Source organism: Bacteroidota bacterium, assembly GCA_013696965.1.
Taxonomy (GTDB): Bacteria; Bacteroidota; Bacteroidia; order JACCXN01; family JACCXN01; genus JACCXN01.
Genome location: JACCXN010000091.1, coordinates 1 through 18640, shown reverse-complemented (window position 1 = coordinate 18640; position 18640 = coordinate 1). Strand labels below are relative to the sequence as shown.

17 protein-coding genes are annotated in these 18640 nt (G+C 31.4%); 13 read left to right on the top strand and 4 right to left on the bottom strand.

Going from position 1 to position 18640, the window contains the following annotated elements; genetic code table 11:
- Nucleotides 1-100 precede the first annotated feature (100 nt).
- From H0V01_12960 to H0V01_12920, 9 genes are all read left to right on the top strand, one after another.
- Nucleotides 101-1978, top strand: coding sequence for a DUF190 domain-containing protein (locus H0V01_12960; protein ID MBA2584285.1), 1878 nt, complete (start codon nt 101-103; stop codon nt 1976-1978).
- 161 nt (nt 1979-2139) lie between these two features.
- Entirely contained in the window at nt 2140-3636 is a 1497-nt protein-coding gene (locus H0V01_12955) for a DUF190 domain-containing protein (GenBank protein MBA2584284.1), read from the top strand.
- Nucleotides 3637-3658: 22 nt separating this feature from the next.
- Entirely contained in the window at nt 3659-4408 is a 750-nt protein-coding gene (locus H0V01_12950) for a glycosyltransferase family 2 protein (GenBank protein ID MBA2584283.1), read from the top strand.
- Between the two features lie 102 nt (nt 4409-4510).
- Nucleotides 4511-5518 carry a glycosyl transferase gene (locus H0V01_12945; protein ID MBA2584282.1) on the top strand — a complete coding sequence of 336 codons (1008 nt, stop codon included), beginning with the start codon at nt 4511-4513 and terminating at the stop codon, nt 5516-5518.
- A 24-nt stretch (nt 5519-5542) separates the two neighbouring features.
- A complete protein-coding gene (locus H0V01_12940; protein MBA2584281.1) occupies nt 5543-6715 on the top strand; it encodes a glycosyltransferase family 4 protein in 1173 nt (390 codons plus the stop codon).
- A 76-nt stretch (nt 6716-6791) separates the two neighbouring features.
- A complete protein-coding gene (locus H0V01_12935; GenBank protein ID MBA2584280.1) occupies nt 6792-7337 on the top strand; it encodes an acyltransferase in 546 nt (181 codons plus the stop codon).
- Between the two features lie 2 nt (nt 7338-7339).
- Nucleotides 7340-8635 carry an O-antigen ligase family protein gene (locus tag H0V01_12930; GenBank protein MBA2584279.1) on the top strand — a complete coding sequence of 432 codons (1296 nt, stop codon included), beginning with the start codon at nt 7340-7342 and terminating at the stop codon, nt 8633-8635.
- The gene (locus tag H0V01_12925; GenBank protein MBA2584278.1) at nt 8607-9833 is read left to right on the top strand and encodes a DegT/DnrJ/EryC1/StrS aminotransferase family protein; all 1227 of its coding nucleotides are present in this window, start codon (nt 8607-8609) and stop codon (nt 9831-9833) included. The genes H0V01_12930 and H0V01_12925 overlap by 29 nt, the downstream gene beginning before the upstream one ends.
- Before the next feature lie 3 nt (nt 9834-9836).
- Nucleotides 9837-10427, top strand: a complete 591-nt coding sequence (locus H0V01_12920) for a sugar transferase (protein MBA2584277.1) — start codon at nt 9837-9839, stop codon at nt 10425-10427.
- 125 nt (nt 10428-10552) lie between these two features.
- Here H0V01_12920 and H0V01_12915 read toward each other — a convergent pair whose 3' ends face one another.
- Nucleotides 10553-10723 carry a hypothetical protein gene (locus H0V01_12915; protein MBA2584276.1) on the bottom strand — a complete coding sequence of 57 codons (171 nt, stop codon included), beginning with the start codon at nt 10721-10723 and terminating at the stop codon, nt 10553-10555.
- Between the two features lie 572 nt (nt 10724-11295).
- On the opposite strand from H0V01_12915, the gene H0V01_12910 reads away from it, so the two are divergent.
- Nucleotides 11296-14199: a histidine kinase gene (locus H0V01_12910; protein MBA2584275.1), complete on the top strand. Its 2904-nt coding sequence runs from the start codon at nt 11296-11298 to the stop codon at nt 14197-14199.
- Nucleotides 14199-14942, top strand: coding sequence for a response regulator transcription factor (locus H0V01_12905; protein ID MBA2584274.1), 744 nt, complete (start codon nt 14199-14201; stop codon nt 14940-14942). The genes H0V01_12910 and H0V01_12905 overlap by 1 nt, the downstream gene beginning before the upstream one ends.
- A 104-nt stretch (nt 14943-15046) precedes the next feature.
- Here H0V01_12905 and H0V01_12900 read toward each other — a convergent pair whose 3' ends face one another.
- From H0V01_12900 to H0V01_12890, 3 genes are all read right to left on the bottom strand, one after another.
- On the bottom strand, nt 15047-15214 hold the full coding sequence (locus H0V01_12900) for a hypothetical protein (GenBank protein MBA2584273.1): 168 nt from the start codon (nt 15212-15214) through the stop codon (nt 15047-15049).
- Nucleotides 15215-15261: 47 nt separating this feature from the next.
- Nucleotides 15262-15771 (bottom strand): hypothetical protein, encoded by a 510-nt coding sequence (locus H0V01_12895; protein ID MBA2584272.1) that lies wholly within the window; start codon nt 15769-15771, stop codon nt 15262-15264.
- A 380-nt stretch (nt 15772-16151) separates the two neighbouring features.
- Nucleotides 16152-17456 carry a serine hydrolase gene (locus tag H0V01_12890; protein ID MBA2584271.1) on the bottom strand — a complete coding sequence of 435 codons (1305 nt, stop codon included), beginning with the start codon at nt 17454-17456 and terminating at the stop codon, nt 16152-16154.
- 424 nt (nt 17457-17880) lie between these two features.
- Between H0V01_12890 and H0V01_12885 the strand changes: the two genes are divergently transcribed.
- Nucleotides 17881-18135 (top strand): T9SS type A sorting domain-containing protein, encoded by a 255-nt coding sequence (locus H0V01_12885; protein ID MBA2584270.1) that lies wholly within the window; start codon nt 17881-17883, stop codon nt 18133-18135.
- 168 nt (nt 18136-18303) lie between these two features.
- On the top strand, nt 18304-18640 hold a 337-nt coding region (locus tag H0V01_12880), incomplete at its 3' end, for a ferritin-like domain-containing protein (GenBank protein ID MBA2584269.1).

Sequence of the window (18640 nt, the reverse complement as noted above, 5' to 3'; positions counted from 1 at the left end):
AAATGCGACCAGGAACAGCTTAGTTTATATTTTGTATTATAACTTTCCATAATTCTCATTGCATTATGGAAGATGGATATCAAGATTTAAAATAATAATTATGAATAAATTATTAAATTCGTTTTTGAAAAGAAAAAAATTATTTCTTGTTATTTTCTCATTTATTGTTGCTTTCTCTGTTAGACTATTTTATTTAGATACTCCTGTAAGTGAAACAAGATCAATTGATCTGAATTTTAATATCGATGGCGGACAGCTTGTAAAATATAGAATAAACCCATATAATTATAATGAAGGAAGTGAAATGCGAGACAAAATTCGTCTTGATCTTAGTTCTTATAACGCTATAATTGATGGATATATTGAAAAATGGAACTTTCATGTCACAAAAAGATCTCCTCTTACCTTAATCTACTATAGTGTAATAAGTAAAATAACAACCGGAGATTTAGAATCTTATAGAATTATTTTTGCATTTGTTGATGCTATATTATCAGCACTCATCGTGCTGTTTCTATTGCAATTTTGGCTAATAAAACAGACATTTTTAAACCTCCTTTTAATATTAGGGATGGGTGTCTTTTCTCCAACACTCTTGTTGTGGGGAACTATTATTCCTGCTGATGCAGGGCTTGGAATATTATTAATGATCTTAGCTATTTATTTTGCAAGAGGTAAAAAATGGATTAATAGTGCAATTTTTCTTGGATGTTCCATCGCATTCATGAAAGTCGGAATGTTTATTTTTCCAATTTGCTTTTATTTAATTATCAATACTCCGAACAATATTTTTAGGACTGACAGGCATGATCTTATCCAAGGGTACAAATATACTATACTAACCTTATTAATTTCTTGCATTTGGTTTGTTCCTTTTTATCCGGATGTTATGTATATTATCCAATCAGGATTAGTTTCAAACCATGTCACAGAACCGGAACATGCATCAATATGGATTTTTATGAAACAATTATTTCCAAACTCTTGGATTATTTTAAAAGATCTGATAATTGTTTGTATTGCACTAATTTGGTCTTATCAATTTATTTATAAAAAAATTGATATTATGATGATGTCAATTTTTGTTCTGATTCTTGGCTCAGCTATTTTGCCGTTGCACTATGATCTTGCTGAAATGAATATTGGAATTATAATTTCTATAATTGCTTTCGGGCTTGTGAATTCTCATTTTGCACAAATACTCGGATGGTATTCAATTATTGCTGGAAGTTTGCTTTTGTTTGCTGATCCTTCTGTTTATAATGAAGAGCACGATGCGATGTATGCTTTATCTTATCTTTTATTATTCAGTTCATATCCCTTATTTTATTCTGGATTTTATAAATGGATACAATCTAATCTTAAAGAAAAGTTATTTCGGATTTTTATTAGAGAATCTGATAAATATAAGGGCTTCCCATTACATGAAGTGATTGCCGAGATGGCAAAAAAAGGAAAATTCAATGAGATAACCATTCATAAGGAAGTGAATAAATTGATAACTAATTCTGAAATTTATAAAAGCAACGCAGTCGATCTGGCTTTTGACAAAATTATGATAGTTGAAATAGCTGATGAAAAGGAAAAATTAAATAAATTTTATTATAATATTAAACATTTTTTACAAAGGAAAAAGTTTGAATTTGTTTTGTTTAATGAAAGTAATCCTATTGTTAAAAATGTTGCCAGTCTTGAAGGTTTTATAAGACAAAAGAATCTTTCTGAAAATTTGATTGGATTAAAAGTTAATCTTGATATGAATGAATATTATAGCTTGCTTGGATTATTTTCGGATAATTTGTTAAATAATATTCAACAAATACAGCTGCAAATAAATAAAGGTAATATGGATCCTGATAAAAGCATAATTAATAAGTTTAAAGAATTATTAAATAAAAATCAATTCTATGAATTTAAAAAGAATGAAAATCACGGAGGAATTTTTGAAACAGTAATATATTTTAGCAGATCATCTTGATTTTTTTTAAAATTGGGTTCAAATAAAAAAGGAAAAAAAGTTGATTTATTAATTGATAAAATTATTGAATTTTTTAAATAATTATGCTGATAGTTCGACAATTATATTCTAATAGGAAAGTTTTCCTCTTATTTACCTTTATTGCTGCATTTTTGATCAGATTGCATTTTATATACTCATTTCCTGAACAAAACAACTTTATTGATCTGAGTATATACAGAGATGGCGGCCAGCTAATAAGTCACGGAATTAATCCATACGATTTTAATGATGGAAAGGAGTTACGTAATTTATTGCGACTGGATGATGTAGCTTTTGTTGAATATGTTTCTCAATCACAGGAGGTGTGGGATTTTTATTCAAGTGGTAATTTGCCCCTTTCTTTATTGTTTTTTGGCGCAATTGAAAAAATATTCAATGGAGATCCGGTTGCTTATCGAATTGTTTTTGCATTTTTCGATTCTATACTATCATCTTTAATTGTACTTTTTTTACTTAAGTTTTGGCACCTTAAAAAATCATTGTTAAATATGATTCTTATGTTAGGAATTGGTGCTCTTTCTCCAACGCTTTTATTTTGGGGTACTATATTACCTGAAGATAAAGGACTGCAAATATTATTTATGTTGCTTGCAATTTATTTTGCAAAAGATAAAAAAATATTTTTGAGTGCTATTTTTATGGGATGTTCAATTGCATATAAAGGTTTGGGAGTATTTGTTTTTCCGGTTTGTCTCTTTTTTCTATTAGAAGAGCCCGGAAACATTTTCAAAATTAATCGTCCTTTAATAATTAAAGGTTGTTATTTTTCATTATTAACCTTGTTTTTTTCGATTATTTGGTTCATTCCATTTTTACCTAATGTGCTTTATATGATGTTAACAAGAATGGATTCTAACATCGGAGTAGATCCTTCGCATGCATCAGTTTGGATTTTTGCTAAAAATTTATTTCCTGTAAAATGGCTAGTATTTAAAAATATTCTTGTTTATGCAGCTATTTTATTGTGGAGTTTTCAATTTATATATAAAAAAATAAATATTGTAGCAATGTCATTGTTTTTGTTAGTTCTGTTTGTTGACATTTTACTTTTGGCTGGTAGCTTAGATAGAATGAATATCGGAATTATTGTTTCCATTGTCGTTTTTGGTTTTGTGAATCCTCATTTTGCAAGAATATTAGGTTGGTATTCAATAATTGCAGGTAGTTTTCATTTTTTTTCGCTTGAAGGCTCGTCTTACAATGAAAACCACGATGCTTTTTATGTTTTAGGATACTTAATATTGTTTAGTTTATATCCATTGTTCTATTCAGAATTTTACGTGAATATGAGAATGGAGTTAAAAAGTAAATTACTTCAGATTTTTATTAAAGAAACAGATAAATATAATAATAAACCTTTGTTGGAAATGATTATTAATATTGCCAATGAACATAAAATTGATAAGATTTTCATTCGTAAAAATGTTGAGAATTTTGAAACTAATTCTGTTACAAAAGCCGGTAATACTTTAGATTCGTCTCTTAATTCGCAAGTAATTATTGAAATTATTGATTCTGAAGAAAAAATATTAAATTTTTCTTCTAACATCAATAAATTGTTAGAAGAAATTAACGGTTCATCTACAATTGAAAATTTAGATCATAAGTATTTTTAATTATTATATAAAAATTAATTCAATGAAGTTAAGTATTATTATTCCAGCTTATAATGAAGAAGAATCAATTACAGAAACAATTGATGCTATTGAAGCAGCTTTAATTAATATCAAAATTGATCACGAAATCTTAATTGTAAATGATAATTCAAAAGACTGCACGGAAAAAAAATTGGAAGAATTATGCTTTAAGTATCCATTAACTGTTAAGTATTTTACCAATCCTGGACCTAACGGTTTTGGAAATGCAATCAAATATGGCTTAGAAAGGTTTAATGGAGATTGTGTTGCTATAATGATGGCTGACTTATCTGATTCTCCATATGATTTGATTAAATTTTACACCACCATGTTAGAGAAAGATGTGGATTGTGTTTTTGGCACCAGATGGAGCAGGGGGGGAAAGGTTATTGATTATCCTTTAGTAAAAAAAATAATTAATCGGATAGCGAATAGAATTATTGGTATTGTTATGAATATTAGTTACAATGATACCACAAATGCATTTAAACTTTATAAAAAAGAAGTTATTCTGGGGATTAAACCTATTTTGTCTCCTCATTTTAATTTAACAGTTGAATTACCCCTTAAGGCGATTATTAGAGGTTATTCTTATGAAATTATGGCAAATTCCTGGACTAACAGAAAATATGGTCAGTCAAAACTTAAAATTAAGGAAATGGGAAGCAGATATTTTTTTATTCTTCTTTATTGTTTTATAGAAAAGTTTTTTTCAAAAGGTGATTTTAAAAAACAAAAGATGCCAATTTAGTATTAAAGATTGGAAAGCTAAATTGTTATAGAAATGTTGCATTAAGTATTTTAGTAAAAAAAACCATTATTTTGTTTCTGACTTATATTATACATAACATCCATGCTTAATTTCTGTACATTATTCGATTCTTTTTACCTCACGCGTGGTTTAACAATGTATAGATCATTGGAAAAATCATGTGGTGATTTTCATTTATATATTTTCGCTTTTGATGATAATAGTTTTAATATTTTAAACAAATTAAAACTTGAAAAGGCAACAATTATTCCTCTTGCAGATTTTGAAAATGACAGATTACTTGCAGTAAAACCTACAAGAACAAAAGCAGAATACTGCTGGACATGTACTTCTTCAACAATTCTATATGTTATTGAAAAGTATAATGTATCGCACTGTACATACCTTGATGCTGATCTTTATTTTTATCAGGACCCCAAAATTTTAATTCAAGAAATGGGGAATAATTCTATATTGATAACAGAACACCGTTATCCACCTAAGTTTAACAGAATTTCCACTTCAGGAATTTACTGTGTACAGTTTATTACTTTTTTGAATGATGAATATGGCATGGAAGCCCTAAGATGGTGGAGCAATGCTTGTATTGAATGGTGTTACGATAGATATGAAGATGGAAAATTCGGAGATCAGAAATACTTGGATGACTGGACAACACGATTTAAAGGAGTTCATGTGTTGCAACATCTAGGCGGAGGCCTGGCATCATGGAATGTTGAGCAATACCCGTTTGTTTCAAGAAAAGCAAATATTATTACCTTTATTCATAAGAAAGATAATTCAAAATTTGAAGCTGTTTTTTACCATTTTCACCATGTTCGTTTTTTTAAAAACGATATCGTTGATCTGGGCTGGAGGCATCCTACAATGCCTGTAGTTAACAATCTGTATGTTCCTTATATTAAAGAGTTGAGCGACAATGAAAATGTTGTTAAACTGATGGATCCTGGTTTTAACATACCATTACAAGAGTTTGCTTTAATTAAAAGCAAAGGATTAAAAAACAAAATTAAATATTTAATAAAAATGGTTTACCGCTACAATGTTTTTAATACAAAAAAACTGATTGCAAATAATGCGGATAAATAATTTAGTGCTATTGATAGTAAATATATGAGTTCGGCAAAATACATATATATTGTTCAGGTTACCAGACAATTATCAATTGACATTGTAAATAATTTTTCCCGGCAAGGGGCAGATGTACATTTAATAACTGGCGTTGTAGAAAGCAATTACGATGCTTTAGATCAAAAGGTAAAACTTACTTCTTTAATAAAATACAACAGTACTTCCAGCTTCAAGCGTTTGTTTACCTGGTCAGTTTTTACAGTTTATTCTTTTTTTTACGTACTTTTTTCAAGCAGGAAAAATGAATTGATTTTGGTTACAACACCACCTTTTATTGTTTTTATCGGTCTTTTTTTTAAAAAAATACGAAATCAAAAATATCATTTGGTAATATGGGATCTTTACCCGGATGTATTGGTGAATTTTGGCGTATCGAAAGAATCTTCCCTATTGATCAGGATATGGAAAAATATGAATATAAAGTGTTTTAATAATGCGGAAACCATTTTTACACTAGGGCAACATATAGCTGATGCTATTCAAAAATACACAAAAAAGGAAATAGTTATTATTCCAAACTGGGTAAAATCTGATTTTCTAAAACCTATTCCAAAAAAAGATAATCCTTTTGCCATAGAGCATAAATTAACTGAAAAATTGGTAATAATGTATTCAGGTAATTTAGGTTTAACCCATAACATTGAATCAATAATTGATTCAGCTGAAATTTTAAAAAACAATGCCAATATTCACTTTGTAATAATTGGCGATGGAGTAAAAAAAGTCAAAATAAGCCAGATTGTTAAAGAAAAAAAACTAGAAAATGTTTTGCTTTTACCCTACCAGGAAAAAGAAGTGCTGCCTTTTTCTTTAGGCTGTGCTGATATTGGAGTAGTAACCCTTAGCCAGGGGGCAGAAAATATTTCAGTTCCTAGTAAAACATATTATATGCTGGCAGCAGGTTCTGCAATTTTAGCCCTTGCCTCAGCTGATTCTGAATTGGGGACTTTAATAGCTATGCATAAATGTGGTGAAATATTCAACGGAAATAATCCCCAGGCAATTGCAAACTTTGTTCTTCACCTTTCTTTGAATAAGGATGATTTAATCAGATTTAAAGACAATTCTCGCAAAGCCTCTTTTAATTATACTCCCGAAAATGCTAAGCTTTATTATAAGTATATTTGCAATAAAATAAATTTGAAACATGTTTAGGAAGATTTATTTATCACCTCTTGGTATTTTTATTTCATTAGTTTTAAATGCATTGGCTTTTTTTAAAAAACCGTTTATGGTCTATGGTTTTTTTAATACTAAGGAAAAAAAGTTCTTCAATAAAACCCGTATCAGCTCCTCTGTTAAACTCATCAATAAAGGTAATATCAGCATAAATAATAATGTTTGGATTGGGCACTTTTGTTTGCTTGATGGAATTGGGGGAATTAATATCGGGCAAGGAGTTCACATAGCATCTCATTCCTGTATTTATACACACAGTAGTGAGAATTCCATTCGATTGCTAGGAGAAAAATACATTGAGGTTCCTGCCAATGATAGACCCGGATATATAAGCGGACCAGTTGAAATTGGCGCCTATACTTTTATTGGGACTTCTTGTGTAATATTGGCTGGAACAACAATTGGAAAAGGATGCATTATTGGCGCAGGTAGTATTGTAAGAGGTAACTTTCCAGACTATTCTGTTATAGTAGGCAATCCTGGAAAAATTGTAGGTGATACCAAAAACATAGATAAAAAATTACTTCTGGAAGGAGTAAGTTTTGAAAATTATTATGATAAATCATTTATTCCTGCCAGCCAGGCAATAGGCCATTGAAAATGATTTCTCCAAAATTCAATGAAAAAACACATCTGTTTCTTACAGGATTATTGGCTTTTTTAATCCCTGCTAATCCCTATATCGTTGTTCCCGTTGTAATTTTATTAGCTATTAATTGGTTAAGCAATCCTAAATTAATTATCCAAGGTTTTAAACATAACATACAAAACATTCCCTTATTAATGATGGTTTTGTTTTTTGTTTTATATCTCATAGGTATGCTTTACTCAGATAATTTGCAGTTTGGGTTCGAAACAATTGAAACTAAATTGTCCTTTTTAGCATTTCCGCTTATTTTTTCTCCCTATTCTAATACATTTAAGAACAACATGAATAGGTATTTGAAATTTTTTATATATGGTTGCGCTGTAAATGCTTTTGCTTGTTTTGCCTGGGCTGCTTACCGTTTTTTAAAACCAGTTTATGTTGATTTATATGGAGTTCCTTATGATTTGGGAGCAAGTTATTTTTATTATGAACAATTATCTGTGTTCTTTCATCCCAGTTATATTGCAATGTATAGTGTTTTTGCATTGGCAGCACTATTTCATTTAGTAAACACAAATGCCTTGAAATTAAATTGGAATTGGTATGCATTAATTGTTCTATTAATTGTATTTATTCTTTTATTAAGTTCTAAAGCCGGCTGGATTGGTTTACTTTTATTTTTGGTTTATTTTTCAAGAAACCTGCTTAAAAAAAAGGGAATTAAGCATGTTGTTTTGATGTTTGGATTTTTAATTGGTTTGTTTTTTACATTAAATATTTATTTCACTCCACTTTTTACAGTAAGGATACCCCAATTATCTGTAATAACAGATGCATTAAAGGGAAGAAACAGTGAGAATGAAATAGTAAAAACAAGCACTGATGGAACAGGTAGCAGAATATTAGTATGGAAAGCTGCCATTGAAATTATAAAAAACAATTTTTGGATAGGTGTTGGAACTGGTGATGCCAAAGATAAAATGCTTGAGAAGTATAAAGAAATGGAAATGACTACTGAATATGAGCATAAGCTGAATTCTCACAATCAATATTTGAATACTTTTATTGCATTAGGGATCTTTGGATTTTCTGTGCTTATTTTATGTTTTATTTTTCCATTTTATTTTTCGTACAAAAATCAATTTATTCTTTATGGCGCATTTATTATTTTTGTAGCCGTTAATTTTTTATTCGAATCTATGCTTGAAAGGCAAGCTGGAGTTATATTTTTCACTTTCTTTAACAGCATTTTCATTTTTTCCCTAAATCAAAGTAACAATGATCCCATTCTCGCCTCCAAGAATTGACCAGAAAATAATTGACGAAGTAACAGCCGCCCTTAAATCAGGTTGGATTACTACCGGGCCAAGAACCAAGCAGTTTGAAAAATCCATAACTGCATATTGTGGTCATAAAGCTACAGTTGCCCTTAATTCAGCAACGGCAGGGCTTGAATTAATGCTCAGATGGTATGGAGTAGGAGAGGGTGATGAGGTTATTCTTCCTGCATACACTTATTGCGCTACTGCAAACGTTGTAATTCATTGTGGTGCTAAACCTGTATTTGTGGATGTAAATAAAGATGATTTTAATATTTCTGTTAATGAGATAAGACAAGCCATCAATGAAAAAACAAAAGTAATTATGCCTGTTGATTTTGCCGGATTACCTTGTGATTATGAACAAATAAATCAACTTGTTCAAGAGAATGAAATCCAAAAAATATTTGCTCCAAAAGGTGAAAATCAACAGAAATTAGGTAGAATTATGGTTCTTTCCGATGCTGCCCATTCCTTTGGTGCTATTTATAAGGGAAAAGTAGCTGGAAATTTAACCGATGTTTCTGCTTTTTCATTTCATGCTGTTAAAAACCTTACCACTGCAGAAGGAGGTGCAATTGCCTTAAACTTCCCAGCTCCATTTGATAATGAAGAAATTTACAAGGAGTTATGTATTGTTTCCCTTCACGGACAAAACAAGGATGCCCTTGCCAAAACCCAAAAAGGAAACTGGCGCTATGATGTTGTTACTGCCGGTTATAAATGCAACATGACTGATATTTGTGCTGCTATTGGGCTCATTGAAATAGATAGGTATAAAGATGACACGCTAGTAAAACGAAAGCAAATATTTAATAAATATGCTGCAAAGCTAGCTATGCATAGTTGGGCTGAGCTTCCGGTTTTTCAAACAAATGAAAAAACTTCCAGCTTTCATCTTTTTCCACTTCGAATAAAAGGTGTTTCAGAGGAACAACGGGATTTAATTATTCAAAAAATATTTGATAAAGATGTTTCTGTGAACGTTCACTTTATTCCTGTTCCCAAAATGAGTTTTTATGCCTCCCTCGGCTATGACATGAGTAATTACCCTGTTTCCCTGAACAATTACTCAAGAGAAATTTCTTTACCTGTTTATTATGATTTGTCAGATGATAATATAAATACTGTTATCAATGCGGTTATAGGAGCTGTTGAATCTGTTATGGAAATAGTTGAGGCTTAAGCAATGCAAAAAAGATTATTTGATATTGTTTTATCTTTGTTAGGCTTGATTTTTCTTTTGCCTGCATTCCTCATTATTTCTCTCTGGATTGTTTTTGATTCAAAAGGAGGGATCTTTTATTTACAGACAAGAGTGGGTAAAAACGGTAAGGATTTTAAATTATTCAAATTTCGGACAATGTCTACTGGAGCGGATAAAAAGGGACTTTTAACAGTAGGAGCAAAAGACAGTAGAATAACTAATGCTGGATATTGGCTGAGAAAATATAAGTTAGATGAGTTTCCCCAGTTATTAAATGTGTTTTTAGGCCAAATGAGCCTGGTAGGCCCCAGGCCGGAAGTAAGGAAATATGTTGATTTATATTCTCAGGATCAGTTACGTGTACTCTTAGTAAAGCCAGGGATTACTGATTATGCTTCCATTGAATTTTCAAATGAAAATGAGCTTCTAGCAGCGGTAGAAAATCCGGATGAATATTACATCAATAAAATAATGCCCGAAAAGCTTTCTTTAAACCTTAAATACATAAATTCTCCAGGTTTAATTACAGATATTAAAATTATTTTAAAAACAGCCCTTAAAATACTTAAATAACTTATGCTTATTTATACAAGAGGAAGGTTTTATGGAAGTAATGACAAAAATTTGCAATCAATGGATTTTCAGAAGCAGTTAGTTAGATAAAGTAAAGTACAAAAATATATAAAGCTTGATTAACCCTACTTTATATTTTTCAATTCTATTTCTAATTCGATTCCTGTTTTTATAATTACCAGTTGCACGATTGGTAATTTAATTAAATGTTCTTCTTCCAAAGTTTTAACATTTTCTTTAATGTACGTTATAATTTCTTTTTTAAATTCGTCCATCTCTTTTTTAAATTCGTCCATCTAAAAACCAAGATAATAAGTTAGTGTAATTCTCGTAGTGCATTTTTGACTTTTAATTATTTGGAAGAGTAAAATATAATATACCTATTATAAATGTGGTTTAAACCTTTTTTTAATACAGTTTTTCTAACAAATTCATTTATTAAAATTGGACCTAATCCTACTTTATGACAATAATTCCCTTCACTATTAAATCAATTATTGAAAATAATATTTTTAGATTCTTTGCTTAAAATCGATAATTATTTTTCTGTTTTAGATATTAATAATGCCAGGAAATTGGTGTTCATTGTTGCTTTTTAACTTGAATTTGTGTAACAAAAAAACAACGAGTCGGAATTTTAGAAGAATGCACATTTTTTACACAATTTATTATTGTCCGTGCAAGAATATCTTAAATAAGTTCTCGATTGTACTGAAAACAAAAGTATCTGTATAACTTTCAGAAAGATTAAAAAAAGCATAACTGCCAATGTTTGATTCACAAGTGCTGCAAAAATTAGAATAAGTGCAATTAAAGATTACTTTTGTCGACCAAATTCCGTATTTTATTGTCCAGATTAAGTTTAATATTGTTATTATCATTCCATGTCTTGTACAATGGGGGATTGTATGCCCAAGAACTTAATTACAGGAATTTCAGTGTAAGAAATGGCCTGCCCAGTTCTGAAACCTATGCTGTGTTACAGGATTCAAAAGGATATATTTGGATTGCAGGAGATGCCGGAGTAAGTAAATACAATGGCCATCAGTTTGAAAATTATACAACCTCAGATGGCCTGGCTGACAATACCATTTTTAATTTATATGAAGATAAAAAGGGCAGGATTTGGTTTCTAAGTTATTCGGGCAATTTATCCTATTATGAAAAAGGTGAAATAAAAAAGATATTTCCAAATGGAGAACTTAGCCTATTTATTCAGAACCAGTTTTTAAAACACATAGTTATTGATAGTCTTGATAATATCTGGCTCGGTACAAACCATAACCTGTTTAAACTAAATCTGAAAAGTAAAATTTTTGATTGTAAGATAATGTATACTCCACAAGGGTATTACATAAAGGAAATTGAAAATTCTTTTATTTGTGGCAGGAGACTTGGAGCTGATTTTGATACAACGCAAATAAAATTCAACATTGATTGGAAAGGAAAAGTGATTAGTAAAGAATTGCCTAACACTAATTTCACCAGGTCCAATATGGGTTTTGCAATAGATTCCAAAAAACAAGGGGTGTTTTATAATTTCAATAAGCGCATTTTTTTTAATCTGGAATCTGGAGAACTAGATCAAGGAACATTACCATACGAACCTATTAGTGTTTATACTGATAAAAAAGACAGGTGTTGGTTCGGTACTTTTCTTAATGGGGTTTATTTGTATGAAGGAAATCATGTAAATTCTAAGTTTGTAAAGCAATTTTTAAAGGGGAAGTCCGTAACAATGGTTTTCCAAGATAATGAAGGAGGTTATTGGTTTTCAACACTCGAACAAGGAGTTTATTATATTTCAGAATCTCAGATTTCAAATATTTCTGAAAATGATAAGCCTTTGAAAAATGTAAAAATAGCATCTTTCAAGGATTCCCTGATTTTTGGAGTAGCAACAGAAGTGGGAGGATTCGGGGCTAAACAGAACTATTTTGAAGAAATAAATTTTTTACCCAATAAAGTAGGCAATACGGCAACATCAATATTTGTAGATTCTAAAACCAATGTTTGGTTTGGTATATCTTTAAACTCCTTTATTTACAATCCAGAATCGAAAAAAATAATAAAAAATCCTTTCGGAAGCTTCTCATGGACTGGCGTAACAGAGGATAATCATGGTGATATATGGATGAGCTCGCACGGTTGTTTATATAAAATTTGTAGTTCGGAATTGAAAATTTGCGACACAATTCGGTTGGTTAAAAGACCACTGGTGTTGAAAACGGGTATAAACAATGAAATATTTATTGGTTCACTCGATGGACTATGGAAATATGAAAAGGATAGCTTAATTTATCTGGGAAATAAACACCCTTTTTTTAAAAATCGCATTGATGATATTTTAATACTAAAAGATGGAAGTGTTTGTCTGGCAACAAAAGGCGCGGGATTAGGCATATGGAAAAACGGAGATATTAAAAATATAAAAATCTCAACAGGTCTGCAGAGCAGTATTTGCAAATCGCTTGCAATTGATAATGACGGAAATGTTTGGGTGGGAACAAACAGGGGATTAAGCCGAATAGTTATTGAGAAGGGAAAATACACCGTTAATAGTTTTACCAAAAGGCATGGATTAATTGATAATGAAATAAACTCTATTGCTTTTTGCAATGATAAGTTATGGGTTGCCACAAATGAAGGCCTTTCTTATCATAACCCACAGGAGCTTTTTAAAAAAAAAATTGTTGCGCCCATATTTATAAAAAAAATATTTACCGTTGATTCCACGTATATTCCAGGTGAAATTCCATTGGAATTAAGTTATAAGGAAAATTTTATTGAAATCGAATTCGAAGCACTCACTTATATTGATCCCAACAATACAAAATATCTATATAGACTTCTGGGATTAAATTCAAAATGGAGAACAACAAACAACAGTTCACTTCAGTTTTCCCATTTACCCCCCGGAAAGTATTTATTTGAAGTTGCTGTTTTGTCCATTGGAACCAATGCCCTTAATTCTTCAGCAAAATTTCCCTTTTATGTAATGCCTCCTTTTTGGGATTTATGGTGGTTTAAAGTATTAATAGCTCTCATAATTGCTGGCCTTACCTTTTATGTTTTCAGATATCAGAATAAACGTTACAGATATAAGATTAAAAGAAAATATGAATATGAAAAAAAGTTGGCGGAAATAGAATTAAGAGCTTTGCGTGCACAGTTAAACCCACACTTTATTTTCAACTGTTTGGGAACTGTTCAAAATCTTATTTTGAAGAATAAAAATGATGCAGCTGAGGCATATATTACAAGGTTTTCAAAATTGTTAAGAACAGTGCTGGCTAGTTCCTCAGAAAATGTAATTTCCCTGGAACAGGAATTGGAAACAGCACGGTTTTATATAGAACTGGAGACCCTTAGATTTGCACAAGGATTTAAATACACAATCGAAATTCAAACAGGTATAAATGTTGCTGAAATAGATATTCCTCCTATGCTAATTCAGCCATTTATAGAAAACGCAATATGGCATGGTTTAAGTCACAAAGAAGGAGATAAAAACCTAGAGATTATTGTATCAAAAAATCCAGATTCTAATGTTTGCTTAACCATTGCTGATAATGGAATAGGAAGGGAAAAGTCTCAACAATTAAATCAGGATCTGAAGAAGTTTAAATCATATGGAATAAATCTAATTCATGATCGGATTATAAGCTCAAATATTTACTCGGAAAGAAAAATAAATTTATCCATTATAGATTTAAAAGATGAACAAAACAGACCTTTAGGAACCCTTGTAAAACTATTAATACCGGAATAATGAGAAGATTCAAAACAGTAATTATTGAAGATGAATTGCAATGTCTTGAAACATTAGAACTTTTAATTGGAAAATTTTGTCCCGAAATTGAAATTGTGGGTACTGCCAATTCAATTAGTGATGGAAAAAGAGTTATAATAAAGGAGGCGCCGGAGGTGGTGTTTATTGATGTCGAATTGCCAGGAGGTAATTCCTTTTCACTCTTGAAAGATCTTGATAAAATTAATTTTAAAGTGATATTTACCACAGCTCATGAACGCTATGCACTTCAGGCGGCAAAAAGTTCGGCTATTGATTTTCTTTTAAAACCAATTAACAAGGAAGAACTCATTGATGCAGTAAGCAAATTAAAAAACACAGTTAATTTCGGAAACAGGATAAATAATTTTATTGAAAATTTAAACCTACCCGAAGATGATCATAGAATAGCTATTTGGGGCAATAAAGAAATCGAGTTTGTAAATGTAGCTGAAATCATTTATTGTAAAGCGAGGGCTAACAATGCAGAGATTTTTCTGACAAATGGAAGCTCAATTTTATCAACTAAGCCCCTAAAAGAATTGGAACAAGTGCTCAGCAATTATAATTTTTACAGGATTCACCACGCCAATCTCATTAATTTAAAACATGTAAAAAAGTTTCTGAAAATTGATGGAGGCTTTGCACAAATGATCGATGGTTCTCAAATAGAGGTATCAACCAGGAGAAAGGGAGATTTTTTGAAGAAATTAAAAATTAATTAACTTGAAATGGATTGGGGGATAAAATGCTATTGCTTTGGCTTTTTATAAGTCAAATGTATTTCAAAGAAGCCAGAATATTAAGAGTTTCTTCCCTCTCATATTGGTCACATCTTTTCTTCTACTATTTCATTAATTTCCTCCGTGCGCTTAAAAAAAATGAATTTGCTTTTGGTTAGTTGATGAGCCGGCCAACCTTGCCATGTTTTAAATTCTCCCTGACTGTTTTGATAAGTGTAGGCAGCAGTAGTTGCATTATCGACTGTCCATAACATGATGTTTTTTTGATTTTTACCTTGGTTTTCCCTCGGGAATTCAACTTTTACATCAATAAATTTAGATATATCACCGGTTGCAGCCATTCATTAGTTATACCTAAAATTGAAAGTAAATCAGTAAGGCTTCCGTTTGCATTTGCTGCCTTTAATTTAAGTTCTAAAGTAAACCTATCAGGAGTTCCACTTTCAATATTAAGATTGCTGGTATTGTATTGGAAGTTTTTATAATCAAACACTTCTTCAAATTTTAACATTGCATCTTCCCAGTTTTTATCACCATTGGCAATGTACATTAAAAATGGTCCCTGAGGTCCTGTTATTGTATTGTATTCAGTTATTTGTATCGCTGAAGCGGGAAAGTTAATCTCAGATTTTATGTAATCATCATTTTCATCTCTTGCATGGGAAAATTCCCAAGTACCTTGCATTAAAAATTTTGTTTCCTCCGGTTCCTTTTTACATCCATAGAAAGTTAATGAAATGAATAAAAGAAAAACAATCATTATAGATTTACTTATTTTTTTTCCAGTGTTGCCATGGTTATATTTTTTCATTGATCTATTATTATATCCTCATTTTTTACTAAAACACTGTTAGAGTGGATCCTGAACAGAATATAAAAGCAAAAATGGTATTATAAATTTGCTTTAGCAAATTTAAATGAGGACTGATTTTCTTTCCCTTTTAATGATAGATATCTTTGAATTTTAGAAATAATATCAACCTAAGGCCATCCATTTTAGATTATGGTTGATATTATGGGATTGTAACATCATTTTTCTACCATAAGTTCATCCCTATGTTTAAAGAATTTCTTTTTGTTGATCCAGCGGTTTTTGATGCATGGAAAATATTAGCGTTTCAAGTTGCTTTGCCATAAATTTCTTCGCCTTCTGATTTTTGGGTCAGGTGGACAAAATGTTTAGTGGCTGCACTACTTTCCAATTATTATTTTTCGTGTAATAATTCCTGATTCTGTGTCAATTTTAAGCAAGTAAATTCCACTGGTTAAAGTGTCTGGCAAAGTAAATTGTGTTTGGTCGGGCGTTTGGTCTATCGCTACTAAGTTTCCCGTCATATTGTAAATACGTATGCTTTCTATTTTTTGGTTTGTTTTTATACTTATGATAGAATTTGCAGGATTTGGATAAACAGTCATCTTAAAAGTATCAAAAGAAGTATAGTTAATGGATATAGTGTTACACATTATATCATTTAATTTAATCCAAATACTGTCATTAAAGGACCCGGGAGTATTGCTCAAATCTGTGGGAAGTTCTCCCATTCTAATAAAAACTAAATTCTGGCTTGGGGCTATATTTATTAACTGGCCATTTTTACCCAGTGCAACAATTGCATCTGTAGGGGCGTTTGGAAAAAAAGGCTGAGTAAGCGGAACGGGAGGGGCTATGGCAGGATTCATATCATTTAACCACCATAAATAACCGTAAAATGGATTCAGAGAAGTAGAGGCATTTACCATCTGATTGAAATAAACGCTATCAGTCATAATTTGATTGCTATTCCAATTTCCTTTATTTAAAACAAGCAAACCAAAGCGAGCCATACTCCTCGCATTGCTATAATTAATCTTGCCATCACCAAAAGAAAAAAAGCCTCCATTCATGCCAATTTGGCTTCTGATTTTAGCATTAGCGTATGCATTAAAGTTTCCAGTAGTAGTATCAATGATTTTTTGAATCAGGTAATAAGGTGCATTGTGGTATGCCCAATTTGTACCTGCGTCAGTCAGATACTGTAAGCAGGTATCTATTGTGCAGCCTTCAACAGGTACACCCTGGTCTAATCCTGTGGTCATAGTAAGCTGATGGCGAATGGTTATTTTTTCTTCTTTTTCAGGAGCACAGGCAGTCCATCCTGTATCCAAATAATCAGAAGTTGTATCATCTATGGAAAAATAACCCTCCTGTTGGGCTATACCTGCAAGAAAAGCTGTAAAGCTTTTACTTGCCGAGGCCCAGTGCCATAAGCTGTCTTGAGTAAAAGTCCCGAAATATTTTTCAAGAGCAATTTTACCATCTTTTAAAACAATAAAAGCTTTTGTTTCTCTTTGGTTTAAAAAACCATAAAGTGTATCTATTTTATCCTCACACCAACCTAAAGAGGCAGGACTGATGGTATCCCAATCGGAACCGGTCATTGGCGGGAAATAAGTATTTTGGGCTTTTGTCGCTATGGTCATAAGTCCAAGCAATAGTATTAGAAAATTTCTTTTCATATTGTTCATTTTGTCCTGTTATAGATAGACATTATTTTTCTGCAAAGGGAAAGTAGAACTGGATTAACAGCACTTTCCTTTCTGCACGAACAAATGTAAATTAAAAGTGATGAACTTGCATGAGGCTTGCCTAAAATTAATTGTCTGCTGCTGAAAAAACAGACAAGCCTTGCTCGTCTGCCCGCTTTACTATAAGCCAATGTGTGTGCCCTGCATGTTGCAAGTGCACACACATTTGAAAGGTCAATAAAAAATCAAAAAATACAAATTTATTTATCGAAACCAATCAAAAGATGCGATCTTTTTTTTTCAGAGGGTGGAAGTCCCTTATGCGCCCGTTGAAAAGCGGGGAAACATTAGCAAGTCGCAATGCCTGCCCCGCTGTTTGACGGGGGGGGGCCGTTGCACTGAAGATTATTTACGAATGCTGGACTCTGCATTCAAGGTTTTTCCAAACCCTTCTGATGGATTATTTAGCCTAACATATTTAGCAGATGAGGCTTTAAAAGGCAAATTAAAAATCATTTCATTTAATGGCCAGGTAGTTTTGGAAGCGGAAAAAACATTCGGAATTGGCGCTGTTATCAATATTGATTTACAAGGGCTTGCAGCTGGCCATTATATTCTTGAAATTGAAACTGAAAAAGGAAAAATAACTAAGCAATTAATTCTAAAATAATGAGCAATGGCAAAGGTGATAACGTGTAGAAGATGAATGGGTTATTGTTTTAAAAGTTTGAATTTTGAATTTAAAAAATAAAGTCTTAACTTTAATAGAATAGTAAAACAAAAATCATAAACCCCCTTGGGAAACTTAATATAAAATCAAATATAAACCAGTTAAATTATGAAAACAAACACGACTAAAAATAGTGAGGCTTTGGAAGAAATCCCAGATAATCACAGGAGGGAGTTTTTAAAATACTCAGCCATAGGTGCAGGAGTACTCTTTTCTTCCATACTTTTTCCCGGCTGTAGAAAGGATCAGCCAGAGTTGCCTGGGGCAAATAAAGGTGTAGACCTAGGAAGCGGTGACATAGGAGTCCTTAATTATGCATATGCGCTTGAGCAATTGGAAGCGGCCTTTTATACTCAGATTATTGCTACACCATATAGTGGCATGTCATCAGAAGAAGGAAAAATTATGGAAGACTTGAGAAGGCATGAAGTGGCCCATAGGGATT

Excerpts from the sequence above, each read along its gene's own strand:
- H0V01_12905 (MBA2584274.1), top strand. The coding sequence starts at position 14,199 with ATGAGAAGATTCAAAACAGTAATTATTGAAGATGAATTGCAATGTCTT.
- H0V01_12945 (MBA2584282.1), top strand. The coding sequence starts at position 4,511 with ATGCTTAATTTCTGTACATTATTCGATTCTTTTTACCTCACGCGTGGT.
- H0V01_12925 (MBA2584278.1), top strand. The coding sequence starts at position 8,607 with ATGATCCCATTCTCGCCTCCAAGAATTGACCAGAAAATAATTGACGAA.
- H0V01_12960 (MBA2584285.1), top strand. The coding sequence starts at position 101 with ATGAATAAATTATTAAATTCGTTTTTGAAAAGAAAAAAATTATTTCTT.
- H0V01_12895 (MBA2584272.1), bottom strand. The coding sequence starts at position 15,771 with ATGAAAAAATATAACCATGGCAACACTGGAAAAAAAATAAGTAAATCT.
- H0V01_12900 (MBA2584273.1), bottom strand. The coding sequence starts at position 15,214 with ATGTTATGGACAGTCGATAATGCAACTACTGCTGCCTACACTTATCAA.
- H0V01_12935 (MBA2584280.1), top strand. The coding sequence starts at position 6,792 with ATGGTCTATGGTTTTTTTAATACTAAGGAAAAAAAGTTCTTCAATAAA.
- H0V01_12950 (MBA2584283.1), top strand. The coding sequence starts at position 3,659 with ATGAAGTTAAGTATTATTATTCCAGCTTATAATGAAGAAGAATCAATT.
- H0V01_12915 (MBA2584276.1), bottom strand. The coding sequence starts at position 10,723 with ATGGACGAATTTAAAAAAGAGATGGACGAATTTAAAAAAGAAATTATA.
- H0V01_12885 (MBA2584270.1), top strand. The coding sequence starts at position 17,881 with ATGCTGGACTCTGCATTCAAGGTTTTTCCAAACCCTTCTGATGGATTA.
- H0V01_12890 (MBA2584271.1), bottom strand. The coding sequence starts at position 17,456 with ATGAAAAGAAATTTTCTAATACTATTGCTTGGACTTATGACCATAGCG.
- H0V01_12920 (MBA2584277.1), top strand. The coding sequence starts at position 9,837 with ATGCAAAAAAGATTATTTGATATTGTTTTATCTTTGTTAGGCTTGATT.
- H0V01_12930 (MBA2584279.1), top strand. The coding sequence starts at position 7,340 with ATGATTTCTCCAAAATTCAATGAAAAAACACATCTGTTTCTTACAGGA.
- H0V01_12940 (MBA2584281.1), top strand. The coding sequence starts at position 5,543 with ATGAGTTCGGCAAAATACATATATATTGTTCAGGTTACCAGACAATTA.